The sequence below is a fragment of the Flagellimonas algicola genome (genome assembly GCF_005937185.1).
Classification (GTDB): domain Bacteria; phylum Bacteroidota; class Bacteroidia; order Flavobacteriales; family Flavobacteriaceae; genus Flagellimonas; species Flagellimonas algicola.
The window spans coordinates 277,590-303,890 of record NZ_VCNI01000003.1; the positions used below are offsets into that span (position 1 = coordinate 277,590).

General features: G+C 41.3%; 16 protein-coding genes. 3 read left to right on the forward strand and 13 right to left on the reverse strand.

Translation table 11 applies throughout. The annotated features are described in order from the left end of the window. The first annotated feature begins 60 nt into the window (after positions 1-60). Entirely contained in the window at positions 61-612 is a 552-nt protein-coding gene (locus FGG15_RS17750) for a Crp/Fnr family transcriptional regulator (RefSeq protein ID WP_138838820.1), read from the forward strand. 66 nt (positions 613-678) lie between these two features. Next, entirely contained in the window at positions 679-1,116 is a 438-nt protein-coding gene (locus FGG15_RS17755; RefSeq protein ID WP_138838822.1) for a DoxX family membrane protein, read from the forward strand. Between the two features lie 104 nt (positions 1,117-1,220). Here the strand turns inward: FGG15_RS17755 and FGG15_RS17760 are convergent, their stop codons facing one another. The 10 genes from FGG15_RS17760 to FGG15_RS17805 all read right to left on the reverse strand — a co-directional run bounded on the left by FGG15_RS17760 (position 1,221) and on the right by FGG15_RS17805 (position 18,334). Further along, positions 1,221-2,429, reverse strand: a complete 1,209-nt coding sequence (locus FGG15_RS17760) for a hypothetical protein (protein ID WP_138838824.1) — start codon at positions 2,427-2,429, stop codon at positions 1,221-1,223. Positions 2,430-2,568: 139 nt separating this feature from the next. Beyond that, positions 2,569-3,351 carry an outer membrane lipoprotein-sorting protein gene (locus tag FGG15_RS17765; RefSeq protein ID WP_138838826.1) on the reverse strand — a complete coding sequence of 261 codons (783 nt, stop codon included), beginning with the start codon at positions 3,349-3,351 and terminating at the stop codon, positions 2,569-2,571. A gap of 28 nt (positions 3,352-3,379) precedes the next feature. Beyond that, a complete protein-coding gene (locus FGG15_RS17770) occupies positions 3,380-5,764 on the reverse strand; it encodes an efflux RND transporter permease subunit (protein ID WP_138838828.1) in 2,385 nt (794 codons plus the stop codon). 194 nt (positions 5,765-5,958) lie between these two features. After that, complete coding sequence (locus FGG15_RS17775) at positions 5,959-6,558, reverse strand: TetR/AcrR family transcriptional regulator (protein ID WP_138838830.1); 600 nt, start codon at positions 6,556-6,558, stop codon at positions 5,959-5,961. Between the two features lie 63 nt (positions 6,559-6,621). Then, the gene (locus FGG15_RS17780) at positions 6,622-7,674 is read right to left on the reverse strand and encodes an alpha/beta hydrolase (protein ID WP_138838832.1); all 1,053 of its coding nucleotides are present in this window, start codon (positions 7,672-7,674) and stop codon (positions 6,622-6,624) included. A 58-nt stretch (positions 7,675-7,732) separates the two neighbouring features. Next, positions 7,733-10,945 (reverse strand): VCBS repeat-containing protein, encoded by a 3,213-nt coding sequence (locus FGG15_RS17785; RefSeq protein ID WP_237561866.1) that lies wholly within the window; start codon positions 10,943-10,945, stop codon positions 7,733-7,735. Positions 10,946-11,137: 192 nt separating this feature from the next. After that, entirely contained in the window at positions 11,138-12,877 is a 1,740-nt protein-coding gene (locus FGG15_RS17790; RefSeq protein WP_138838836.1) for a RagB/SusD family nutrient uptake outer membrane protein, read from the reverse strand. Positions 12,878-12,881: 4 nt separating this feature from the next. After that, the gene (locus tag FGG15_RS17795) at positions 12,882-16,283 is read right to left on the reverse strand and encodes a TonB-dependent receptor (RefSeq protein WP_161991988.1); all 3,402 of its coding nucleotides are present in this window, start codon (positions 16,281-16,283) and stop codon (positions 12,882-12,884) included. A gap of 195 nt (positions 16,284-16,478) precedes the next feature. Continuing rightward, complete coding sequence (locus FGG15_RS17800) at positions 16,479-17,543, reverse strand: FecR family protein (protein WP_138838840.1); 1,065 nt, start codon at positions 17,541-17,543, stop codon at positions 16,479-16,481. 200 nt (positions 17,544-17,743) lie between these two features. Next, positions 17,744-18,334 carry an RNA polymerase sigma factor gene (locus tag FGG15_RS17805; protein WP_138838842.1) on the reverse strand — a complete coding sequence of 197 codons (591 nt, stop codon included), beginning with the start codon at positions 18,332-18,334 and terminating at the stop codon, positions 17,744-17,746. 727 nt (positions 18,335-19,061) lie between these two features. Here FGG15_RS17805 and FGG15_RS17810 point away from each other — a divergent pair. Further along, positions 19,062-20,315 carry an NRAMP family divalent metal transporter gene (locus tag FGG15_RS17810; protein WP_138838844.1) on the forward strand — a complete coding sequence of 418 codons (1,254 nt, stop codon included), beginning with the start codon at positions 19,062-19,064 and terminating at the stop codon, positions 20,313-20,315. On the opposite strand, the gene FGG15_RS17815 is transcribed toward FGG15_RS17810, so the two are convergent. The 3 genes from FGG15_RS17815 to FGG15_RS17825 all read right to left on the reverse strand — a co-directional run. Beyond that, positions 20,316-22,262, reverse strand: a complete 1,947-nt coding sequence (locus tag FGG15_RS17815; protein ID WP_138838846.1) for an OmpA family protein — start codon at positions 22,260-22,262, stop codon at positions 20,316-20,318. Positions 22,263-22,264: 2 nt separating this feature from the next. Next, on the reverse strand, positions 22,265-23,215 hold the full coding sequence (locus FGG15_RS17820) for a PorP/SprF family type IX secretion system membrane protein (protein WP_262710855.1): 951 nt from the start codon (positions 23,213-23,215) through the stop codon (positions 22,265-22,267). A gap of 46 nt (positions 23,216-23,261) precedes the next feature. Then, a partial coding sequence (locus FGG15_RS17825; protein WP_138838850.1) for a T9SS type B sorting domain-containing protein occupies positions 23,262-26,301 on the reverse strand: 3,040 nt, incomplete at its 5' end.

Genomic DNA, 26,301 nt, shown 5'->3' on the forward strand with positions numbered 1-26,301 from the left:
AGGTTTCCTATATCTTTGGGACTCCTAAGTTATTGATTTCACAAAGGCCTTTTCCCTGCTATGGATTTTCTTAAACTAGACAATTTGGTTCCCTTAGATCTTATCTCCAAGATTTTTGAACGAATGGAACTTAACAACTATGCAAAAAACCATTTGCTACATGAAAGAGGGGCTATTTGCGAACATATCTACCTTATCCAAAAAGGCTTGGCCCGAACTTTTTTCTACAAAGATGGGAAAGACATAACGGTTCATCTGGCCTCCGAAGGTGAAATCATTACCGCTGTGGATAGTATTATAAGCTTAAAAAAGAGCCGGTACAATGTGGAGTTGTTGGAGGATAGCGAGGTGTTCTCCATTTCTTATGCCGACCTTCAACATTTGCTATCGCAACATCCAGAATACGAAAAGTATGTGCGACTTGTTTTGGAACGTATGTACACCGAAGGTGCAGATCGCATTGAGGAATTCTTGTTCTTTTCCGCCAAAGAGCGTTATAACAATTTGGTCAAGACAAGGCCACAACTCATCCAACGGGTAAATTTAGGCCATATAGCTTCCTATTTGGGCATGACCCAGGAAACTTTGAGCCGGATTAGAAAAGCCCCTTAATTTTTTGACATTTATCAAAGAATGATGGCCTGATGGATCATTAATTTTGTTGAAAACATCAATCTTATGCATTCAAAATTTGTTAAGTTATTTTTAAGGTTATCCTTATCCACCGCATTTCTATCCGCAGTTGCCGACCGTCTTGGTTTTTGGCCAGAAGGGCTTTATTCCTGGGGTATTTGGGACGTTTTTGTACAAAGTACCCAAGCCATGAACCCATGGTTTCCCGAAGCAATGATTCCTGCGGTCGCATTTTTGGCCACAGCTTTGGAAGTTATTTTTGCGATCTTCCTTCTACTAGGTCTAAAAACCGAGTTGACCGCCAAACTATCAGGCTATTTGTTGTTGGGGTTTGCTTTGGCCATTACATTCTCCTCCAGCATTAAAGGATCCTTTGATTATTCCGTCTTTACGGCTTCTGCCGCTGCATTTGCCTTGGCATTGATGAAAGATAAATATCTGGAATTGGACACTATCTTGTTCCAAAGTCATAACAAGCAATAGTTTAGTTTTCCGCGAATATAAGAAGCCCCAACCTTTGGTTGGGGCTTTCTTGGATAGGAACTACCCTAGATGATTTGAGTTAGTCGACCCATCATCCAGTTCTTTTAAAAAAAACGCGAAATAGTGAAGCGTAAAAAACTGTCTTCCCTAAAATTGGATAGAATCAGCTCCGTATTGTCAATCTCGTTAAAAATTCTGGCCTCCACCTCTGCTCGCCAATTGGAACCAAAACGCCTCGAAGCCTCCAAACTAAAAATCTTGCTACTCGACTCCAAATCCGTTATTCCTCCAATCAAAATGGAAGTGTCCTGCACATCGTTAAAAGCGATTCGGCTTCCAAAGAATATATCATTCTGAAGTGCATTTAGGGACAATTCATCCCGTTCATCATACAGATATTCTCCCAAAAGTCCAATGTCAAGGCCATTGCCATCAATATTGCTGAACGTGTATTCCAGTCCGGCCACCAATGCCGTAAAATCCTGCGCATCTGCATTGCGGTAAATGGCCTCCAATTTCCATAGGAACGCATCGTGGGTAACCTGCAAATCCAACCCAGTTTGATTAATTACGGGATAAAAAGCATTGATATTTCCTTGGTTGTCAAAGACAAACAACGGTTCCCTTCCATTCCCATAAAAATGGGAAATTCCCACATCAAAAATGCCGAAGTAATGTTTCCAACGTACAGCAAAATCCTGACGCCACTCTTCCGCTCCACTTTCATAACCCAAATCGTCCTGGTCAATGACAGTTCCAAACCGCAATCGACCTTTTTCACCCGGAAAAGTTCGTTTTCTATGATAGGGCAAATAGTAAAATTCAAAAGTCCCCAGTTTGTTGGTTATGTAGCTAAACTGGGCCATGGGTTGCCCCAATTTTTCCTCCCCATCAAAGGTTTCCACAGCATCGGTCTGGTTAATGATATCCACCAAGTGATTGCTTTCTGCAACACCCCAATAGATTTTTTTGAGACCAAAGCTTAACTCCCAATTGCCTTTGGCCTTTTGGTAATAGAGTTCACGAATATCCCAATGGGTACGCTCATCATCCCTATCCAGCCTAAAAAAACCAGTGAAGTTGATACTTTCATAACCTTTATTCCATTCCAAGGAATAATCGGGTCGCAGAGCAAATGAGGGGTAATGGTTCAATTGTCCTGTAAACTGGGCATCATCCAAAAAATAACGGTATTCCGCCTCCATTTCCAACTCCAACTCATGGACGGATTTGGGTTTTTCCTTTTCCTGGGCAAAACCAACAGTGGTTGCCATCAAACCCAAGGCTACCCAAAAAAGTAACTTCTTATGCATGTTTATCTTCAAAATTCTTTGGATTTAAAATCAAAGCCAAGGTATTTACAAGCCTGTACCATCACACAACCACATTAACAAGCTTGTGGCGAACATACCTTGGCCTTGACATTCTGAATCAGACAAAAATGGAACGGGACTAGCTACCCGCTCTTTTCAATGCCACTTCCGTAAAGTCTTCATCGGCCAATTCGGCGCCAAAGTTGTACTCTCCAAACTTCAAGAGGGTTTCCTTATTACTCTGATGGTTGACCATATTGAAGGTAGCGGCTCTCCAGAATTTGTTTTTGTAGAGTTTGTAATCGCTATAGACCAAGGTTTTCAACAAGGCATTTTTACGGTCGTAAAACTCAATTTTTTCCAAGCGGTATCCTTTGCTTTGGTTATAAGTGACCACTCTTCTCGTATACCCTGATTTTGGATCGACGGGATCCTGCTCAACCACTAACAAATCTCCGTCCTCTTTTAGGAATTTGTAGCCGTATTTCTCTACCTCCTGGGAAGACAGATCTTCATAGGCAAACTCACTGCCCACAAATGGCCCTGATTTGTTGTTGGAGGAAATCCTTTTCACTCTTTTGATTGATGGAAGATATAGCCATTGATCATCCGCTCCAACTTTATGGGTAAACGTCAATGTTGCCGTTCCCTTCACATCCTTTGGGCTTTCAAATACGATCAAGGACTTATCACCGTCCTCGGTCAGTTCTAAGGTACGGGTAGTCAAAAACCGTTCGCTGGTCTGACCGTTTTTATTCTTCAAGGTCATTTTAAGCTCCACAATAGAGCTTCCAAAGCCTTCATCCGCTTTCTCAGCAGTTTTGGCAATCTGTAATCCACGTTCTTCCGCAGACTGGGCATTCATGGTTACCACGGCCAAGACCGAGGCAATTATTGGTATAAAAATTCTACTCTTCTTCATGATTAAATTCGAATTGTGTGTTTATAATTTATTTATCGAGTTGCATTTGCATCTTAGGTTCGGTCACTATTTTCTCTTCCTTTTTACTGACCAAAATCAGTAAGGATGGGAGGAGGATAAAGTCGATAACCAAGGCCGCTATAATAATGATCACTGTTATTCTCGCCATATAGCTATTCAAGGCAAAAGTGGAAGTGGACAAGACCACAAAACCAGCGAGAAGCACTATGGTAGTAGTTACCAAAGCCTTACCAACCGTTTCAAAGGCATAAATAATGGCATCCTTGGCGTTATAGCCCAGCTCTCTTCGGGCACGCAGGAACTTGCTCATAAAGTGTACGGTGTCGTCCACAATGATTCCCAAAGTCATCCCGAATACGATAACCATCCCTGTGTTGATGGTTCCTTTGAGCAAAAACCAAAGTCCAAAACCAACCAGAACTGGGGTCACGTTGGGTATGATACTTAAAAAACCAAGCTTCACATTGCGTAATGCAATCATAAGTACCAACGAAATCAATATCAAAGCGATAATATTTCCCTTGAACATACTCTCTGCCTGACGAAAACCAAGTTTGGAGAACATGAGGGTAGGACTAACAGCGAGGGAATGCATTGCTTCGGGTGCATTATCCTCAAGCCATTGCTCTGATCGTTCTGCAAAGGCGATCATCTCGGCACTGGAATTATTTTCCAGGGTGACCGTAACTCTAGACTCCGATTTGTCCACATTGATTTGGTTGTTCAAATCCAAACCAAAAGGAAGGGATAGTTCGTATAACAAGAGATACTGCGCCGCTTCCTCTCTATTCTCCGGGACTTTGTAAAAATTTTGGTCATCGCCGTGCATGGAGCGATTGACCCTTCGGGCAACCTCACTAAAGGCATTCACGTGTACTACCTCGGGTTGTTCTTCCAACCAGACCTCAAACTCGTTCAGTTTTTGAAGGTATTCGGGGTTGTTGATTCCTCCACTTTCCCCACTTCCTACGGAGAACTCCACATTGTAAAATCCTGTCAGATTCTCATTGATAAAATCACTGTCCTGTCTAAACTGTACCGTTGTATCAAAATACTCTACAAACTCATCGTTAAAGACATTTTTACTGGCCAAATAGGCAAGCATTCCAATAATCGCCAAGGAAATTATGGTCAGTCTTAAGGGTTGTTTAATCACAAACTGACCCAATCGTGCATACATGCCTTTGTGCAGCTCTTTATCTTGTTGCTTGGCTATCTTTTTGGATTTCCAAATCGGGAAAATTGCCATTAGTGCAGGAAGGGTAGTGGTAGAAAACAAGAAAGCCATTGCCATTCCGAAGGCCACGATATTGCCTAAATCCCAAAACGGTGGCACATCACCATAGTTTAGGGTAAGGAACCCGATGACTGTGGTTAAACTTGTAATGAAAACCGGCATAAAATTGAGACGCATAGACTCTACCAAGGCCGCTTTTTTATCCAATCCATCCTTGCGCACCTTCTGTAGATAGGTAACCAGAATGTGGATACTATCCGCAACGGCCAAGGTCAATATCATGGTTGGAAACACTGCTGACGGGGGCGTTAATTTGATTCCGTTCAAGCCAATAAAGCCTACTGCACTCATGATTGAAAACAATACCACTACAAGGGTGGCCAGGGTAGCAAAAAAGTTGCGGGTCAGAATCAAGGTTACGATGACCACGATCAACAACATGACCATTGTGAGCATCAGGTCTTTTTGGGACGATTCGAAAAATGCCGTATTCAATGGGACCAACCCCGTGGTATACACATCAAAATTGGGATGGCTTTCCTGAAATTTTGACATCATCTCACGGGTTGCAATGGTCACTTCTGGAATCTCGGCAGCGCTATTTTCACCTGGAAGCCGTACCGTAATATTAATTGCTGTTACACTACCCTCTTCATTGATAATTCTATGAACAAGCAGTGGTTCCTTTAGGGCTTTTTCCCTGATTTCAGCGATTTCAGCATCTGTTTTGTTTGCAGAATCATAGGACAGGTCATCCACATAAAGGTCATCGCCCTGTGCGCTGGTATGCTGAAAATTAGTCACTGCATCCACTCGTGAGGAGTAAGGCGTGTTCCAAGCTTCGGCGGTAAGTTCTTCGATGGCCACAAGGTTTTCCCTAGTAAAAATGTTACCGTCCTTAGGGGCAAGTACCACAATAATGTTGTCGTCCTTGGTGTATTTTTCTTGTAGGGCATCAAAAGCTTCCAACTCTGGATTGGATTCGCTAAAAAAAACGTGATAGTCCCCGTCGAACTCCATCTTGCCTTGGGAGGCAAGGCCCATAGCGAGTAAAATTGTCAAAATGAGAACAGGCCATTTGAACTTGATTACAAAATTGGCCCAATTCTTCGCAAATGCATTGGCTGCATTTTTTGTTTTTTGAATTGCATTCATTGATTAGGATTGATTAAGGTTTATGATGATGTTTATTTTTTGACGTTCTGACTCATGCGCTTTGGACATTTATTTTTATTTTATTTGACACTAACTGTCCGGTCAACTTTATTTTTTGTATGACTATCTATAGACGAACCATATGATAGTCAAATTAATAATTGACCAGTCATCTATAAAAAGATCAAAAAAAATTAACTGAACATGAACTTCCGCAGCATCGACATATAATTATCCACAGGATAAGCGCTTTTCATTTCTTTCATCGTTGTCATTGCTCCTTTTCCTGCGTCTTCAAAAAAGGCAACAATATCCATAGCATCTATTGCACTATTTATTTCCCCTTTTTGCTGTGCCTCCAAGACAACAGCCGCTATTTCATTTCTTATGATTTCTTCCTTGGCCGCAATAGCTGATCTAATCTTCTCACTATGTTCAGCCATTTCATTGCCCAGATTACAAGCTAAGCAGCCCATTTTGCACTCCAATTCATTTTTGATTACCGAACATCGGAACTCATAAAAGTCCAACAGTCTTTGCTTGGGTGATTTGGACAAGTCATCCAAAATCTCCTTGGCTGGCGTATAATTCAAATTGAAATAGGTGGTTATGGCTTTAACCGCAAAATCCTCCTTGCTATCAAAATAAAAATAAAAGGAACCTTTTGGGACTCCTGCTGCCTGAACTATGTCATTAACACTTGTGGCATTATACCCTTTGGACCAAAGAACCTCCATCCCTTTTTCCAAAAGCTCGTTACATTTTAATTCGCCCTTAAGTGTTTTTGTCTCCATAGCGAGCACAAATATATGACCAGTCGTCTAGTAACCAAAAGATCTTTAAAAATTTTAACAATTCTATGGTGTTATTTCCTCGGAGACCATTTCAGTAATAGTGTCTAAAACCTTAACCTTTTCAAGCCCTAACACCTCCTCCAAAAAATTTTGGGTTTCTTTCTGTACCGATTCCAAATCCTTTGAGGTAATATGACTGGTCATTACATGATCACCCACCTTGTCGAAAGCAACTCTTCGTTTTAGCTTGGCGGTTGTTCCCAGCTGATTAAACATGGTTTGCATAGCAGGGACCGAAACCACATTGTCCTGAATGGAATCGTTTTTATAGAAATAACCCAAAAATACAGGCTGGTTAACCTTGGCAAAAGTCTCAGGAACCATGGTATTGTCCACCAAGGATTGTAGATGGGTCAGCGCTTCCAATCTGTACTTGGTGGTCCAATATTTCATTTTGTCCTCTTTGGCCTCAAATTCGTGATAATCGCTCTTCTTGACCGCCTTTGCCAATTGCAATCCCCAGGGCCCAGAAAGTAGTTTGGCATTGGGGTCATAAATCTCAACATTAGGGGAATATAAAAGCATTGCTGCAACATCCGGGTCTCCGCCGGCCAAATGCAATGCAAGTGTGCCCCCTGTCGAAGTAGCCATAATAATCACTTTATCTCCTAATTCTTTTGCCACGGCAATAGCTTCCTTTGCTGATTCCAATACTTGATTGGCAGTAAGATTTAGCATGGCCTCTTTTTCTTGCAATCCGTGTCCGTCCAATCTGGGTAGGTACAAATTGCATCCATAGGTTTTGGCTGTGTTTATGTGGATGGGGTTCCCTTCTTCCCTACTCGCCGACCACCCGTGAAGGTAAACAATGCTATACGGTGTTTTACTGGGAATGCTATCAAACCACACGATACGGGCATCGTTATCAGGTTTTATATTGGGAATTGCTTTTTCTGCTTGTTTAATTTCCTGCTCTAATGCCAATAAATTAGAGTTTACCTCGGGCAATGTAGTGTCCAAATCTGGCTTTTCCACTTTTGGCCCCAGAAAGAAAATCACAAGCAGCACGGCCAATAGTATGAGTAGGCCTTTGAGAATTCTAAAAACTATTTTCATTCAGGTATTTGCAATGATTTCGGATTTGTTCCCACAATTAGCCCTTGTAAAATGTCATCTAGGGTACCGACTGCAGCAACTGAATATAGTCCGAATTTTTTACCACTACAATATATTCTTTTTCATCCATTTGGAGGGATTGCATGTCCTTGACATCCCCAGGCACATAAAAACCACTGATATGGCCTTCAATTGGAGTGAAGCCACCTGCACCATCACCTTTTAAGAGGAGCCCGTTCCCAGCGTCGTTTCTTGGGGTTTCTACCTCTGAGCTGTGCAGGTTCCCCGCAATAAGTACATCCAAATGACCATCATGGGTATAATCTTTCACAAGAATTTGGTTGATGGAGGACAACTGTGCCAACTTGGGCAGCTCATGACTTATAAATTTGCCATTCTTATTTTCCAAATAAACACTTGCAAAGGATTTTACCTGATAATGCAAGGATTCTTCCAGACTTCTTTCGGTATAGACATCCGTTAAGGTTGCTTGGGAAAAGGATTCATAATCTTTGAATTTATCCTTGATTCCCGGCATTTGTTGAGAGGAGCACTCCCTTCCTCGTAAGGGAAACTTTTCACCCTCATTGAAATAACTCAGAACAATATCGTTGGTACTATTATTGTCAAAATCATTGAAGTAAATATCAAAAGTCTCGTCCTTGCTCGCCTTGTATTTGTAATTTAATCCCAAATTCCCCACGATGTAATCCTTATCACCATCCTGGTCAAAATCTCCTTTTTCTATACTAAACCACCAGCTTCTGGAATCCTCCAGTCCATGGGTCTGGGTAACATCAGAAAAATAGCCTTGATCATTTTTAAGCAGGGTTATAGGCATCCACTCACCCACAACAATCAAATCCGTCCACCCATCGCCATCAAAATCTGACCAAACAGCATCGGTAACCATTCCTAATTTTTCCAACATGGGAGCTACTTTTGCAGTAGCATCCACAAATTTGGGTATTCCTTGCTCACTTACATTTTCCAAAATATAGCTGTTGGCGGGTAAAGGGTAATTTGCTGGCACCAATCGGCCGCCGACAAACAAATCCAAATCCCCGTCCTTATCATAATCAAGACTATGCACCCTAGATCCACTACTGCCCATCTGTGGTAATGCAGAATTCGATTTTTCAAAATTTCCTGAACCATCATTCACATAGAGTCTATCCTGAAGTAAATGGGAATCGGATGGAAATTCATTGCCCCCACTTACCATATAAATGTCATTATCGCCATCATGGTCCGCATCAAAGATGTGAATCCCCATATCTTCATGAGCGCTATCTTCATTTAAAACAGCCATTTCCTTTTTCTGAAATCCTTCTGAATTTTGATAAAAAATAGCTGCGGGACTTTGTGCTGCACCCCCAACAACGAAATCATCCAATTGGTCACCATTGAGGTCACCCACAGCTACATTGGGACCTAACATGGACATTTGGTGCGGCAGTAAAATTTCCTTGTCAAAATCATTATAGCGATTTTCCATGTGACGGTGATTAACCACCATCGATAGGTCCACCTTCTGAAACAGCTGAGTAGGATTGGATGGTTTTTGGCCTTCTTCCAAGGCAACCGCCATACCGTAATCCACCATTAGCGAAGAATTAACTTCAGGTCCCCTCACCAGCTGCACCTTATTATCTGGCCAAACAATCTTAATGGAATCTATTCTTTGTGTATTTCCTAGACCAAAGTGCAGCTGTGGGGCCACTGAGGACTGAAAGCCCCTGGTCAGTGTCATTTCTTGGTATTGATGGCTACCATTGGCATATAAAGTAGCCTTTGTTCCTATTCCAAACGGGTTTTTGCTCGTACCCTTAAATTTTAGGGTCAGATGGTTATTCTTTTCTGAACTTTTATTTTCAAACACCGTGGCCACATCATCAATGTTATTAGTGACAATTTCAAGATCTCCATCATTGTCCAAATCCACATATACTGAGCCGTTTGCAAAACCTAAATGTTCAATGCCCCATTCCTTGTTTTTCCGTTCAAAAGTCAAGTCCCCGTTATTTTTAAAGACGAAGTTGTCTATTTTTTCGGATGGAATTGCAAGGCTCTTGATCAACGTGCTATCTTCGGAAACCCCGGTTTGCTCTATCTTTTTGAAAAAATCCCTGTTGTTTATTTCACGTCTTGTACCGTTGGAAATGAAGATATCCTTCCATCCGTCATTATCTAAATCTGCAAACAATGGCCCCCAGCTCCAGTCAGTGGAGGAAATCCCGGCCAAACGGGACACATTGCTAAAATCAGGTAGGGAATCCAATAGATTTCCATTGTTCATTTGAAGGCTATTCTGCATGTACTGATAGTGAAAGCCAGAATTTACCGTGCTCCAGAACAAATCTGGATTCATACTGGCCATATTGGCCTTGGCCCTACGGTTTATGTTGGCTGTCATATCCACTTGAAGTACATCTAGCAGTAAATCGTTGTTGAAATCAGCAATATCCACTCCCATTCCATAAAATGAGGTGTTCTTGGTCACCGCTTTTACTTGCTCCGAAAAGGTTCCATTTTTATTGTTGATGAACAGATAATCTGGGCTACTAAAATCGTTAGACACATAAAGGTCGGGCCAACCGTCCTGATTTAAATCGCCCACGGTTGCACTCAACGATAGCCCGAATGTTTTTAAGCCCGCTTGTTCCGTTACATCTACGAAAGTTCCATCTTCATTTTTGAAGAGTTTATCAGTTTCCAACGGCTTTGGAAATTTTTGTTTGAATGCATAGTGAAAGTTAGGGGCATTAAATCGAGTAGGGGGATAATTGGCCACATATAAATCCAAATCCCCATCTAAATCATAATCAAAAAAAGTGCTTTGAACACTATTGCCAGGGTCATCAATCCCAAATTCTTTGGCTTTTTCCGTAAATGTGTTATCGCCATTGTTTATAAATAATTGATTTTCCTTGGGTCCAAATTTTCCACCAACCGAGCAGTAAATATCCAGAAATCCATCGTTATTCACATCGGACATGGTGGTACCAGTATACCAACGGTCATCTCCTGAAACTCCCGCAGATTCGGAAATGTCTTCAAATTTCAGATTTCCCTTGTTCAAGTATAATTTGTTGGGAACCATGTTCCCTGTGAAGTATAAATCCACCAGACCATCATTGTTGATGTCTCCGGCAGAAACTCCTCCTCCCATGTAGATATAGGCGTAGGTGAAGTAATTGAGGGAATCATTTTCAATTAAATTATTGGCAAAATCAATCCCTGATTCTTGGGAACCAATTTTTGAAAACAATTGAGGTTTTTGATCCTTGTTTTGTCGACTACAAGACAAAAACAATAAAATTGTCAAACCTACCAAGAAAATTACCTTGCCTTTAAACTTCATTAGAGATATATAATAAATTCGAAAACAGGGTTTTTACACCCTGTTTTCTTAGTCAACTTAAACTTAATTAACCATGTAAACTAACCAAACTACTAATTCTTAATAACCAGGGTTTTGGGTTAAAGTTCCAGCGCTAAGGTCTATTGCTCCAATCGGAATTGGGAATAGGTCATGCTTACTGTCATAAGGATTGATTAAAGCTCCAAAACCAGGGATTGTACGTGCTTCATTTGTGTAATATTCTGTCAGCACAGCTTGGGAATTACCCCATCTTCTTAGGTCAAACAAACGATGACCTTCCATACCGAGTTCCAAACGACGTTCAAAACGAACCGCATCTCTTGCAAAATTGGCATCAGCAAATGCTGCATATGGCTCAACCACATAGGTAGCAGCATCACCTGAACCATCTGTTGCTTGCATATAATTGGAATTTTTTGCCCTATTCCTAACCAGATTTACATAGTTAAGAGCAGTTGGCAAATCTCCTGTTTCCACTGCAGCTTCCGCAGCCATCAACAGCACGTCTGCATAACGCATCACATTGTAGTTGACACCGGAAAGTTGTTGTCCCCAAGCACCTGTTGCCTGGTTTGTTCCAGCATCATCTGCCCAGTATACATTCTTTTTGGGCAAGTAAGGACCAGAAATGTCACCATTGGCAAATTTGGCCCTGATCCATGCCTCACCAATATGTTCGCCATAACCGTTATAGTCAATTCCTCTTCTTCCTACCGTATAATCAGCTCTTGGATCTAGATTACCTGCAAACGGAGTAAAATCCGTTGGTTGAGGAGGGTCTGTATCCGGAACGAAAGAAAGAATGTCCCAATCGCTTGTTACATCTGTCTGATTGAAAGTGTCAAGCAATGGAAGACCACTGGCATCTGTCTGAAATGCATTCAACAAATCTTGTGTTGGCTGATAAAATCCGCAACAGGAACCAAAAGGACCCGGATTTGGGAAATTAAGCGCTCCAACTACATTACCATTGTATGACTGACCACTATCTGTGGTAAACTGAATTTGAAATACGGACTCGGAACCATTTTCACCGGCCAGTCTAAAATTCTCCACAAAATCAGCAAGAAGATCATATGGTCCATTGTTGATTACATCAGTTAACAATGTTAGGGCACCAGCCCAATCTGATTGATACAAATGCGTCTTTCCTAGAAAAGCCTTAGCCGTCCAAGAAGTTGGCCTACCTACATTGCCAGAATCACGCGTGTCAGGTAAGTTGTCTATTGCGAATTGAAAATCAGCTTCAATTTGATCCCATACAGGACCAGTATTGGGTTGATTGAATTCAGAGGCAGCATAATTCTCTTCAGAAATGAAGGGTACATTTCCATACATTACCTGAAGTTGAAAATATGCCAGCGCTCTTAAAAACCTAGCTTGCGCAACTTGATCTGTAAAATCCACAGGATTTTCCAAGGAACTTGTAAGTGCCATTACAGCATTGGATCGATTTACCAAAGTAAATAGTTCGCCCCAACGTGCATAGAAATAACCATTGGCAGATGACCAGTTCATAATTTCGATTTCTTTCAAATCAGCTTGGTCATCATTGGTACTCCCTTTATGTGCGTCATCAGACAATACATCCATCCACCAATTATCTGCTGCTCTACCCCAACCATTTCCAAAACTAGTTGAGCTTACCGCATTTAATGAGGAATAAGCCCCAGTCAATAACAATGAGACACCTTCTTCGTTCGCTAGAGCTTCATCGGATAAGGCTCCAACAGCTGGAGTTTCCGTAAAATCATCGCTACATCCAATCACCAGGACTAGTAAAACCAGAAATAAATTGATAAAATTTTTCTTTTTCATTTTTTTAGAGTTTTAAGTTAATCCCTAAGGTGTAGATTTTTGGTTGAGGGTAAACCCTTCTATCTATACCTAAATTTAAATTTTGACCGACTCCATCAGCATCAATTGGAATAACTTCTGGGTCAAATCCTTCATAGTCTGTTATTGTGAAGATATTGGTTCCTTGAAGGTAAATTCTCAAAGACCCCAAGCCAATCTTGTTGGTAACATCACTTGGTAAGGTATAACCAATTTGCATGTTCTTTAACCTTAAATAAGACCCATCCTCAACAAAATACGTGTTGGAAGAAGCTTCTTCCAACGGATATGAGGCAGTCAGAGCAGGAACACTGGTATTGGTATTGGACGGCGTCCAAGCATTGAGCACCCTTGTACTTCTGTTACTATTAAAGAATAGTCCAAAGTCAGTAAACACCTTGCTATAGTTATAGACGTCGTTACCCTGAGATCCGGTAAAGAACAACTGCATATCGAATCCTTTATAGGAAAGATTGGCATTTATACCATAGGTGAAATCTGGATGCGGAGAACCAATCTTAGTTCTGTCATCACCATCCACAAGGGACTCACCATCGCCATCGATATCTTCATACATAAATCTACCGTTACTGTCCAGGCCTGTGATTCTTCTTCCGTAGAAGAAAGAAATCTCATCACCAACCTCTGTACGGGTTACAGAACCATTTCTTAAGTCACCCCTTCCAGGAACAGGAGAGTCATTGATCAATCTTGTAACTTCATTTTTGTAATGCGACAAGTTCAACGCAATATCATAAGAAAAGCCACCGGCCGTTGTATTGCCGTAACCAATGGAAAGATCAATACCCTTATTCTCAACATCACCCAAGTTTACCAAAGGAGCTTCTGCATCAATGGCTGTTGAGCTAATCAAACTAAAATCTCTAGTGATTAGGTTTTCGGTTTTGATATTAAAATATTCCGCAGAAATATTTAATCTACTGTCAAATAATGAAAGTTCAACTCCAAAGTTTGTAGTTTGTGAAGTCTCCCACTTTAAATCGGCATTACCAACCTGGGTCAATAATGCTCCCGTTGCTATACTTGTCCCATCAAAGGAGTAGTTGGCAAACTGCTCACTTAAGCTCGAAATATTTATGGTTGGGTTGTTAGCAGGTAAGGTTTGATTACCCAATTCACCCCAGGATGCTTTCAGTTTTAAGCGATTGACAATACCGTCCGTAGGAAAAAAGTCCTCATCACTGATGAGCCACCCCGCACTAACGGCTGGAAACACCCCGGTTTGGTTATCTCCCAAAAACCTTGATGATTGATCTCTACGCAACGTACCGGTTAGGAAGTAGCGACTTAAATAAGAATAATTTACTGAACCAAATATGGAGTAAAGGGTATTTTCCCTATCAAAAGTAACATCTACATTATCTACAGTAGTTGGGACATTGGGTGCACCCGATCCATTGCTCAACAAATAAAAGTTGGGGTCTTCAAACAAGAAACCTGTTCGGGAAACTTCCTTACTTTTTTGGCCCTCTTCCAAGGCTTCAATACCTGCAATAGCATTAATTGTATGATCCCCGAATGTTTTATTGTAATTCAGGATGTTTGTCCAACTCCAGTTATAGCGGGTTTGATCCCGTTCTGTAAGGGTATTGGTTGATATAGGTTCTCCATTTTCTGGATCCAAGGATACAAATCTTCTTGAATCGAAAATTTCAAAACCACCAGCTAGCGTAGACTTAAAGGATAGACCATCAATAATCTCGTAGTTCAGATAAATGTCACCTATACCAGTATAGCGCTTATCGTAATCATTTCTTGTTCTATACAATTGAGCAACTGGATTCCTTGGATTTCCAATTCCTGGAGGGGCTGATCCCGCAAAGAAACCATCGTCATCCCTAACAGGTACCAAAGGAGAAATTCGGTAAGCCATTTCTATGGCCTCTGAATTACCGGGCGAGGTATTGGAAAAGGAAATGTTGACATGTTCCCCAATACGTAATTTTTCACCAATTTTGAATTCTGAGTTTAGTTTTGTACCACCTCTTTTGAATCCTGTATGGTTTACAACGCCTTCTCTGCTCAGGAAGGAAGCCGACATAAAGTATTTTCCATTTTCATTACCATTTGCGATGGAAATGGAAGCATTTGAAATAGGGGCCGTTTGGGTAATTTCATCCACCCAATCAGTACCTCCCGGTTGTACTGTTGCATTTACTTGCCCAGCAGGGAAGAAAACAATAGGATCATAGGATTGTACTCTTGTATAACCTACTATGGAAGATGGAATGACCGGAGTAGCACCATCACCATACTGTGGATGGCTAGGAGCAATCCCGTCATTGATTCTACTCTGCCAAATCATATCAGCGTGTTGCTGTACATTTAACAGGTCAATAGGGTTGCCAACCTTGGAAAAACCTGTATACAGGTCTACGGAAACTTCGGCCTTTTCCATGTTGTACCCACCACCTTTGGTAGTTATGATCACAACACCGTTGGAAGCTCTTGCCCCATAAATGGAGGCTGCACCATCCTTTAGGACGTTCATTTGCTCGATATCCGTTGGATTGATATTGTTTAAAACGTTGGGGTCGTCTGTTTGTACACCATCAATAATGTAAAGCGGATTCGTGTTGTTGGTCGTACCAAATCCACGAACGTTGATTTTTGGAGCAGTTCCTGGATCACCACTAGTGATTACCTGAACCCCGGTTACCCTTCCTTGAAGCACTTCTGCGGCATTTACCACAGGAGTTTTTACTGCCTCATCAATATCAACAGAAGCAACCGAACCAGTAACATCGCCTCGAGTTTGGGAAGCATATCCCAAAACTACCACTTCCGATAATTTGCTGGAATCCTCTTCCATACTTACGTTGACGGTCGTTTGACCGTTAACCGCTACTTCCCGGGTTGCAAATCCAATATAACTAAATACCAAAGTTGCATCTGGTGCAGCAGTGATGGTATAATTACCATCAAAATCGGTTTGGGTACCATTGGTGGTTCCCTTTACTACAATATTCGCTCCAGGTAAAGGTTGTCCGTCCGAGTCAGTTACCGTACCACTAATGTCCGACTGTACGAACTTGGAATCGTCATCCACCGTTTTTTCAGGTTCTAATACTCTTTTGACGATAACCACTTGACGATCGTCAATTTTATAACTTAAATCGGTGTTTCTAAATGCTTTTTTAAGGATATCGGCCAGCTTTGCATTCTTTAAGCTCAATGACACCTTTTTGCTTTTGTCCAAGACGTCATCTTTGTAAAAAAAGACATATTCCGTTTTATCCTGAATCTCTTTGAACAGATCTTCAAGCACAACGTCATTTACTTTAATGTCTATTTTGGTCTGTGCATAGGAAGAATTGGCATATGCAGTACTGAGGCCAATTCCAATTAATAAAAGAAAAACTCTCATAATAGTCCAGAAATAAGACCTCAAGGGCGTTATTGTACCTAAAGGACTGAGGTTAACAATTTTATTCATAATTTAGTTTTTTTTGTTAGTTGATGTTGCTGAACATAAATTTTCAGCAATGTTTGCTTTAAGCCAGAGGATGTTGGCGCATCTTCTGGTTTTTTTTGTGGTCTTTTTTATGTCATATAGTTCACTTTAGTTGATTATTATTTGATTTTCATTTTGATTGGTATATTCAAAATCGGTTGTTTCCTTTATTATTTTGACCACATGCTCCACATCTTCCTTTAAATCCAAATAACCAGAGAATGTCTGGTTTTCCAGTTCCACGTTGTTGATCACAATATCCACATTGTAATATCTGGAAAGTCTTTTCATGATGTGTTTTAGGTCATCGCTCTTGAAGATAAATACTCCCCTACGCCATGAAAAGTAGTTTTCCACATCTACCATCCTAGCCGAAATCCTTTTGGCATTTTTGGCATAAACAGATTGGGTGCCAGGGGCTATTTTCAACGCTTGTTTTTGTCCAAAGAAGGAATCCTCCACATAGTGGATCTCGACACTTCCGCTTTTTAAGGTTGTGCTAATATTTCCATCATCCAGGTAGTTGCTTACATTGAAGACGGTACCCAATACTTCAATTTCATGGTTTTCCGCTTTTACAATGAACGGTTGTTTTTTGTTATGGGCCACCTCAAAAATACCTTCTCCTTCAAGGTATACTTCTCTTTTTTTACCTTTGAAAATAACCGGGTAGACTAATTTAGACCCGGAATTCAACCAAACCTTGCTCCCATCGGACAGCTCTATTTGGGACCGTCTGCCGTATGGGACTATTAGGGTGTTGTAAACAATTTCATTGTTTTTTTCCGTTACCTGATCAACCTCCTTTAAAGAGCCTATCTGTACCTTACTCCCTGTATTGGAATATTTAATATTGGTGTTGTCCTGATCAACATTGATGTTCGTTTCATTGTCCAAAATCAATGTAACCTCTGTTGAGCTTCCGGCATCCACTTTGGAACTTGTAGTTTTGACATAGGACTCAATGGAAGTGGGATTGTATACGGAATTGTATAAATAAAAACCCGAGGATGCAATCAAAAGGACGGAAGCCGCAGCTCCAAATCCATACCGAACTCGTCTTTTAAAACGCTGATACCTGAAAATGGAATGGGTAATCCTTCCCTTTAGCTGTTCCTTCTCCTCTTTATTAATGTGAGCAGAGTAATTTTCTGTAGTTTTATCTTTTCTCATTTTGTTCTCTGACACCCTTGAAATCTGTATCCAAGCCAAGTTTCAACAGTTGTCCTTATTAATAAAAGCATTCAATACTTGGTTTATAGACAATTTTTTTAGGTTTTTTTTAAGAAATCTTTAATTCCAGTGCTTCAAAATTGAGATTTTGAATAAAATAGAGTTGGGAAATACTAGTTACCCTACTAACTATCAATACTTTATAAAAAGTAGCTCACCAAAATCACTATGGGTAGTACAATATTTTTTCTTAGTGATTTAATGGCTCTGTAGATGATGGTTCTTGAAGTTTCTACCGAAGTATTCATAATCTCGGCGATTTCCTCATAGGATCTTTTCTCATAAAATCGCAACGACAATCCCTTTTGTTGTCTTTTGGTAAGGAATTCAGTTGCTTTGAGTAAGCTGTGACTTCTTAACCATTCATTTTCCATCTCTATAAGCTCCTCTTCTGGAGATGGTATATGGTTTCGTTGATTGCCTGAAAGTGGAGTTTCGTTCGTATAATACGTAAGCTTGCTTTTGTGGCGGCGGTTTATTTTTCTTTTTAGAGATGTCAGCAAGTAAAACTTAACATTATTGGTTACCGCCAATCGGGATTGATACTTGTATAAATCCAAAAAAAGGTCGTGGATACAATCCATTACATGGTTTCTATCCTCCGAAAACTGAATGCCATATGAAAAAAGATCATCAATGTAAATGTCATATACCTCGCCCAGGGCCAGGACATTTCCTTTCCTTATCTCATTCCATAAAGCTAATTCGTCCTTATTTTGGTTTTCCAACATAATCCAATCAATATACTTGAATTGCACCTCCAATAATGGAACACATCATATACTGCATCAAATCGATACTATTCTTAGACGGAGCCATAATAAGAAAACAGCTCCCCAAATTTCACCGAGCATAGGTGAGAAGGTAAGTTAAACACCTCTCATCCTACTCATTTGGTTTACAAGAAGAAATTATATTCTTCCAAACAGACCTTGATTAAGGGAAAAAAAGTCAACAGAAGTTTCCAGTCATAGTTTGAGCGAGTTTGAGTTAGATAGATTCATTGAGTTCCTGTATTTAGTGGTTAAACACCACATTAAATACATTGTTTTGAGTTAAATATTGATAAATATATAAAAATTGGCGGGATATTTTCTCACAAAAAAACTCAAAGCCCTATCTCTTTAGGAATTCCATACTCCACAAGATTTTTACAATCAGATTACCTAGAACAGACCTGAAAGAAGCATTTTCCAACAGTTTGCTCACAGTGAACCAATTAAGTCTTTTAAAGGTTTAATGGTCCATAACCACAACTTGTTTTCTCACAAAAAAAGAAAAATTCTAAGGTTTTCTAAATATTGATATCAACTTACAAAGCACTTTAAGATCCGGTGAAGTCTCTTAATTCATTGCCGATTTCTTACCCCATTTTCAAATTCGATAGGATAATTCAGGTAGCCATTTTCCTTCTCCCAACAAAAAAGTTATTTTCGTTGCCAACTCGTATGGATATTTATGTCAAAAATTAGGGTGCTTCTTAAAAATCTAGGGCCAGGATTGCTTTTTGCCAGTATGGCCATCGGCACTTCCCATTTAGTATTGTCCACAAAAGCTGGTGCCCAGTACGGTTGGATCATGATTGTGCCCATTGTATTGGCCAATGTGCTTAAATATCCCTTTTTTGAGTTTGGCATCCGATACACTTCCGTTACCGATCAAAGTCTTATCCAAGGCTATTTAAACATGGGTAGAAAGTACCTATGGATTTACGCCTTGGTGACCGTGGTCTCCACATTTACCATACTGGCCGCGCTATATGTGGTTACGGCAGGTTTGCTAATGAATCTGTTTGGCATTACTGAAGTTGGCGAAGGTATTGTAGCTCTCTGCCTGTTCATCTTTATTGGTTCGCTATTGATTATTGGCAAATATCGATTTCTTGAAAACTCTCTAAAGGCAGTAATTTCCATTTTATTTGTGGCCCTGTTGATCACCACGGTAATGGTTATCCATAAAGGTGTTGTTCCGGGCTCAGAAACCTACCAAAGACCTGAACTATTCAATGAGATAGGGGTTTTGTTCCTGATCAGTCTTATAGGTTGGATGCCAACTGCGGTGGAGGCATCGGGATGGGTGAGCCTGTGGAGTATGGAAAACCAAAAGGGCATGAAGGAAAAACCCACCTTAAAAGAGGCGCTTCAGGAGTTCAATGTGGGCTATGTAATGACCGCAATACTAGCGGTGTTCTTTTTGATTATTGGCTGGATGACCTTATATGGAACTGGGACAGAACTAAGCGGAAAAGCCGCAGTATTTGCAGATCAAGTTGTTAACCTGTTTACTACCCACATTGGAAATTGGGCCTACTTTCTAATCGCTGTAGCCGCTTTCGCAACTATGTTCAGCACCTGCATGACCGCCCACGATGCCGTTTCACGGGTAAGTTTGGACGTTTTACAAAAATTATTTCCCAAAAGACCGGTATTTAGCCATAAAAACTCTTTTGCAGTTACGGTGATCCTAATGGCCGTTATCAATTGGATCGTTATTGCTGGATTTGGAGCTAATATGGGCAACTTGGTTGCTTTGGCCACTTTCGTTTCGTTTGTAATGGCCCCGTTAATTGGGTGGATGAACCTTAAAACAGTAATGGGCAAGGATGTTCCAGTCGCGCAGAGACCCAAAAAGGGTTTGCGGTTCCTGACTTATCTGGGAATGATTTTTTTATTGGTATTTGCCCTGTACTATTGTTGGATGCTGATCCGTTGATCAATTGAACAGGATATTATCGTTCAACACTACAATGAGCGATCTCTGGTTTCGTTTGTGCAAGACTTCCAAACAATATACCCCATTGGTGCAATTATTAAGTATTTTGTTCTCTCCATGCCCTATAGAATATAAAACATTGGCTTCTGGCACCCCTTTGTGAATCAGGTAATTTTTGATAGCATCCGATCTGCCTTGCGTCAATCTAAAATTGGTACTGCTTCCTCCCCTACTATCGGTATAGGTTTCAATTCTTAATTGCACAAAGGGAAAATCTTTTACAAAGGCTACCACCTTATCCAATTCGGTTTTGATTTCTTGGGTGAGTTGTGTTCTTCCGCGGCCAAAATAGAAATCCTTCAGTTTAACCACAGTCTGTCCTTCCCTTTCTTCCACAAGATCGTCGTAGGCGGCCAATTGAATTTCATGGCTATTGCCTTCCATAGCTTCCAATTCTTCCTCAGTAAACTGCTGAGTGGTCTCGGAAAAACGATCTTTTACCGCTTTCAAAACCAGATGCTTTGTCCATGGAATTTCCAATCGATAGCTTCCATCCTCATCTGAATAGGTTTCTGCCAAGAGATTTCCTAACGTATCCACTAGTTGAACTGCTGCCTTGCCCACAATTTCAGTTGGCTTGTTCGATTTTACAACCTTCCCCTTTACAATCAGGGTTCTAAGACCTGGTTTTTCATCGACCTTAAATCCATAGAGGTCATCATTGCCCTTACCGCCAGATCTGTTGGAAGAGAAATATCCCAAAAGGCCATCTCCATCGTTCCGCATTATAAATCCAAAATCGTCTTTGGAAGAGTTGATTCCCTTACCCAAATTTATGGGGATGCTAAAACCGCTGCCCTCCATATTGGATTTGTAGATGTCCATTCCCCCTAAACCATAAAAAACATCAGAAGAAAAATAGAAACTGTTTTCAAAAATAAAAGGCGCTATTTCATTCCCTGGGGAGTTTATTCTTGGCCCAAGATTTATTGGAGCCGACATGATCTGCCCCCTATTCGTGTGCACATAATAGATATCTGTACCACCATAACCATCTTCAAAGTTTGCCGAAAAGTAAAGCTTGTCGTCTTTATCATCGTAGAACGGATAATAGAAGGAGGTACTTAAATCTTTTAACAACAAATAAAAAGGCCCTTCCTTGGCCTGCATACCAATTGCCAGGGAATTTTTCCCGTTCTCATCAAAGCTTAATTCGCCATTTTGGGTATTGGATAGCACATAAAATACACTTTCCAATTTTTCCGTATAAAATGGGGTTGCCTTGTGGTATTTTGATGTTGGAATTCCTGTAAATGCAGTAGCAGTGGAAAACTGTCCATTAGGTTGCAATGTTCCCTCATAAATATTCAAATACCCTTCCCCTGTGGGAACATATCTCCGTTTTTTATCCTGGGACCTTGCACTTGAGAAAAGTAATTTATCGCCATAAAATGTAGGGGAAAAATCAGATTGCGGACTGTTCCCTTCCAAATTAAAAATCTGGAAATCCATGATTTCCGAGGGGTCGGTGCCGCCCAACAATTGGGTATTGAACTCCAAGTTCTGTAAAAATTCCTTTTCAAAATTGGACGATTTTGTGGCCAAAAAAGCTTCCGTTCGTTCCTTGTTGGAAGTTCTTGCAAAACTTTGCAACATCTTATTAAAGTGATGGTTGCCCAACAGCGTATCTTGCTTGTATAGCTTCATATAGGCTTCAGAAGCCTTTTCAAAATTATTGGTTTTATAGTAGGAATCCGCTAGGTTCAGATATTGTTCCATGCTTAAGGTTCCCTCGGCCAAATCAGCTTCATATGCAGTTACAGCCCTTTGATATTCGTATTGAAAAAAGTAATCATCGCCCTTGGACTTTTTGGACTGGGCGCTGCCTACAACCGTACCCAACAAAAAGGTAAATAAAACGGGGAATATTCTTTTGACTTTAAACATAGCTAGAAAAATCTGGGGGAATCTATTTGTTTAGGTTTACCTTTTAATTTTCTGTCCTTGTTCTTTGTTCGTGGACCTCTGTTGCTTCCTTCACGGCCAATATAAAACTTCAAAATAGCCTCGTGCGAACCTCCCGTAAAATCTCCAAGGCCGTTGGTATTGTAATCATAGGAATACCCAACAAAAAGTGAATTGGAAACTTGAAACCCAGCCAAACCACTTACCGCATTATCAAATCTATATGATGCACCAACAGTCAATGCATCAATGAATTGAAAGTTAGCGGATAAATTAACCGTAACAGGGGCTCCCTGAAGGTAATTTAATAAAAATGCCGGTTTAAACTTGGTTCTTTCTGAAATCTGAAATACATATCCTCCAATAAAGTGGTATTGCCAACTACCTTCCACTACGGTTGCAATCTCTTCATTGTAAAGCCCTTCTGTTAGGAAATTAGGCACCGAAAGTCCCAAATACCAGTCTTCTTCATACAAAAACAAACCTGCACCCACGGTCGGATAAAAATTGCTATAATTGTCCCCAAGAATGGTGGGATCAGAAGGATCAACGAAACTTCCCTCGGAATAATCCAAGCTTAAAAATGAACCACCGGCAACCATTCCAAAAGATAGTTTGGTAACATCCGTAAGGCTGATTTGATAACTGTACGAAACATTGGCATAGGTCTGTTTGGACGGCCCCAACTCGTCAAGTACCACATTAAGCCCCAATCCAGAGCGTTCATTGGCAAAAGGAACATTGGCCCCAAATCTCATGGTGGTCGGTGCCCCCGGAATATCTACCCATTGGGCACGGTATAGGCCAGAAATCTCAGGAGTCTCTACAGAACCAACGTATCCAGGGTTGAAACTTCCAATATTATACATATACTGGGTGTATTGCGGCTCCTTTTGTGCGTAACCCATGCCCACTATAGTCATGAATGTTAACACGAAAAACCTATATGTCTTTGAACCAAAAGTTTTGGGCATATTCAACTTATCTTATTATTTGAATCCAACCTTTAACAATATCAGTACCATCTCCCTGAAGGTCCAGGACATAAAAATAGGTGCCATCGGGAACATCTCCATTACTTCTGGTACCGTCCCACGAACTGTCATATCCAGTCATTTCGAAAACACTATTACCATAGCGATCAAAAATTTGGAGGTTGTTTTGAGGGAAGTCCTGATGGTTAACAAGGACCAACGTATTATTTATTCCATCACCATTGGGTGAAAATATGTTGCACAAAGTTCCCGGGGTTTGACATGGACTTCGGTTGGCTTGCACAGAAACGGATGCTGTGTTGTTGGATGCCACTCCGTCCGAGGGAAAGGAACTAGTTATTGTTGCCGTATTTTGAAGCGTTCCGGTGACCAATACCGTTACTGTGATTTCCAAGGCAATGACTTCCTCTGGACCCATTTCATCAATGGACCATACTCCCGTGATTGGATCATACGCTCCACTGGAGGCCGTATGGGAAACGTACTGAAAGCCAGAATCGGTAGAAATCAAATCGTTGACTACAATATCCAAAACCCTATCCATGGTCGTATTTTCCAAGGTAAGCGTAAATGTTATATTCGTTTGCAATAGCGGTGTAGCATTATCTACCTCCTTGCTTATGGCCAAATCTATATCTGATGGATTACAATCTGGAGTAAGGAACGGATCACAGCTGTCCAAGGGATCAGATGCATTTTCTGGGATTGCCGTTGTATTGGGATCATCCACAACTAAAACTTCCTCCCCATCCGTTAATCCATCCCCATCAGTATCTGGCTCGTTAGGGTCCGTACCTAAACTGGCTTCCTCCCCATCTGTTAGTCCGTCACCATCCGAATCAACAATACAGTCACTAACCGCAATAGTCACTTGGACAGAAGTGTTTACACAAGGAGCAACAGCACCTGTTGTGGTAAATTCAAATACATAATCCCCAGCAGATAGACCCTCGAAGTCTACATTGTTTTCTGAATCAATAATAAGAGTCCCTCCGGATGGATCGGTAACAATAGACCATGTTCCCTCGCCTTCGCCTGTTAAGGTATCATCCAGGTCGATAATTGTTGGCCCTCCATTTCCAGCGGTATTACAGGCGATGGTATTCGTTGGAGTCCCAGTGGAAGGGTTCGGGTTGATTAGGGCTATTACCTCTGTTCTCACAGAATTACAGCCATTGGCTGAAGCTTCCACAAAGAAGGAAGTAGTTTCCGTAATAATAGGAGTTTCAAAAGTATCGCCATTGCCAAGGAAAGTTCCTCCTGTGGCGCTATCGTACCAATTTAACAAAGCATCATCAGTGGTTGAAGCCGTAAGGGTCAAAGTACCCTCACCACATCTTGAAGCTCCCGAAGAGCTTAATACAACAGGAGTGTTGTTCAATACCAAGGTTACTGTTAAGGTTGGACTGGCGCACCCATTTATTTCATCGTAAAAGAAACCAAAATAGGATCCAGGAGCAATAACAATGCTACTTCTGTGTGCGATGGTTTCTAAAGGATCAGGATTGGTACTCCAAGTGAGTACACTACCAGCGGGAGCAATATCAGTTACATAATCATTTAAATCCGCAGCAACCACATCGCAGAAATCTGTGGGTTCGGTAGCATCCAAAACAGGTGCCGTGTTTCCAGCATCACATGGTGTAGAACAATCAATAACGGTTACTGTCAAGGTGGAAACTTGGTTGACACATGGTGCAACCGCACCTGTTGTTGTGTAACTAAACTCGTAATCCCCTTCAGGTTGACCATTAAAGTTTACAATGTTACTTGCGTTGATGGTTATGGAAGCACCTCCTGGAGCACTGGACAAGGACCAAGTACCAGCATCCGCTCCGGTCAACTGATCATCCAAATCCACAATGCTATTTCCGTCCGCTGCGCTGCTACAGGCTGAAATATTGGTTGTTGTACCTGCGGAGGGTGTACTGTTTGAAACCAACATAACCGTTAAGGTTGGGCTGGCACAATTGTTAAGGGCGTCATAGAAAAATCCATAGTAAGTGTCCGCGGTACTAACTGTGCTGGTAAGAAGATAGTCAGCAGTTACTGATGTATCCGAATTGGTGCTCCACCTAAGGTCTGATCCCGCAGGTGGAATACTGATAACATAGGCATCCAAATCCTGCACAAATGCATCACAAAAGGTGGTAATCACAGAGCCATCTTGTACAGGAGCCGTCGTCCCTGCAGCACAGCTATCATCGTTGTTTATCGTGACGATACCCGTATCTGTTATATCCACGGGCAAGGTGGTACTACCCAAATTTTGCATGGAAATGTTTACTGTTTCATCGCTTTCTATAGCCAAATCAACTGTAGGTGTAATGCTGAAATTTTCAATTTCTCCTGCGGTTCCATCAAAATTTAAGGTTTGCAATAGACCTGTATAATCATTATCAGCCAAGGTAGCAGTTCCATCAGAAGAAAGAACTTGAACTGTAAATCCACCATCAACTTCCAAATCCAAAGTGGCAGAAAGCTGTATGGCTCCATCATCTTCATCTCCGGCGACATTGGCAATGGTTACCGTAGCTGTATCGTCGTCTGTGATTGTACCTGTTGCAGGTGAACCAGAAACCCCAACCCCGTTTGTGGGAGTTCCCAAAGTGACTGTAAAGGTCTCATTCCCTTCCACTATGGCATCATTGTTCAAGGCCACAGAAATATCTTGGGTCTCCCCGGCATTTCCTGTGAAGTTAAGAGTTCCCCCAGTACTGTCATAGTCCGTGCCACCACCCGTGGCCGAACCGTCCGTGAAATTGTAAGTCACATCCGTACCTCCTGCAACCGCATTGTCCAGAGTCACCGTAAAGACCATGTCTCCCCCTCCAACATTCTCTGCTTCGGTTTCATTGGCCATGGTAAGTGTAGCACTATCATCGTTGGTGATCGTCCCAAGGCCCGTGCCGTCGTTGATCGTGGCATTGACAGGTGCGCTCAGTACCACCGTGAAGTCCTCGTTGGGCTCCACATCCGTGTCCCCGTTCACCACAACGGTGACCGTCGTGCTCGGGCTGCCCGCA

What these genes read in the sequence shown, in the direction of transcription:
- FGG15_RS17750 (WP_138838820.1), top strand. Translation starts at nt 61, where the DNA reads ATGGATTTTCTTAAACTAGACAATTTGGTTCCCTTAGATCTTATCTCC.
- FGG15_RS17755 (WP_138838822.1), top strand. Translation starts at nt 679, where the DNA reads ATGCATTCAAAATTTGTTAAGTTATTTTTAAGGTTATCCTTATCCACC.
- FGG15_RS17760 (WP_138838824.1), bottom strand. Translation starts at nt 2,429, where the DNA reads ATGCATAAGAAGTTACTTTTTTGGGTAGCCTTGGGTTTGATGGCAACC.
- FGG15_RS17765 (WP_138838826.1), bottom strand. Translation starts at nt 3,351, where the DNA reads ATGAAGAAGAGTAGAATTTTTATACCAATAATTGCCTCGGTCTTGGCC.
- FGG15_RS17770 (WP_138838828.1), bottom strand. Translation starts at nt 5,764, where the DNA reads ATGAATGCAATTCAAAAAACAAAAAATGCAGCCAATGCATTTGCGAAG.
- FGG15_RS17775 (WP_138838830.1), bottom strand. Translation starts at nt 6,558, where the DNA reads ATGGAGACAAAAACACTTAAGGGCGAATTAAAATGTAACGAGCTTTTG.
- FGG15_RS17780 (WP_138838832.1), bottom strand. Translation starts at nt 7,674, where the DNA reads ATGAAAATAGTTTTTAGAATTCTCAAAGGCCTACTCATACTATTGGCC.
- FGG15_RS17790 (WP_138838836.1), bottom strand. Translation starts at nt 12,877, where the DNA reads ATGAAAAAGAAAAATTTTATCAATTTATTTCTGGTTTTACTAGTCCTG.
- FGG15_RS17795 (WP_161991988.1), bottom strand. Translation starts at nt 16,283, where the DNA reads ATGAGAGTTTTTCTTTTATTAATTGGAATTGGCCTCAGTACTGCATAT.
- FGG15_RS17800 (WP_138838840.1), bottom strand. Translation starts at nt 17,543, where the DNA reads ATGAGAAAAGATAAAACTACAGAAAATTACTCTGCTCACATTAATAAA.
- FGG15_RS17805 (WP_138838842.1), bottom strand. Translation starts at nt 18,334, where the DNA reads ATGTTGGAAAACCAAAATAAGGACGAATTAGCTTTATGGAATGAGATA.
- FGG15_RS17810 (WP_138838844.1), top strand. Translation starts at nt 19,062, where the DNA reads ATGTCAAAAATTAGGGTGCTTCTTAAAAATCTAGGGCCAGGATTGCTT.
- FGG15_RS17815 (WP_138838846.1), bottom strand. Translation starts at nt 22,262, where the DNA reads ATGTTTAAAGTCAAAAGAATATTCCCCGTTTTATTTACCTTTTTGTTG.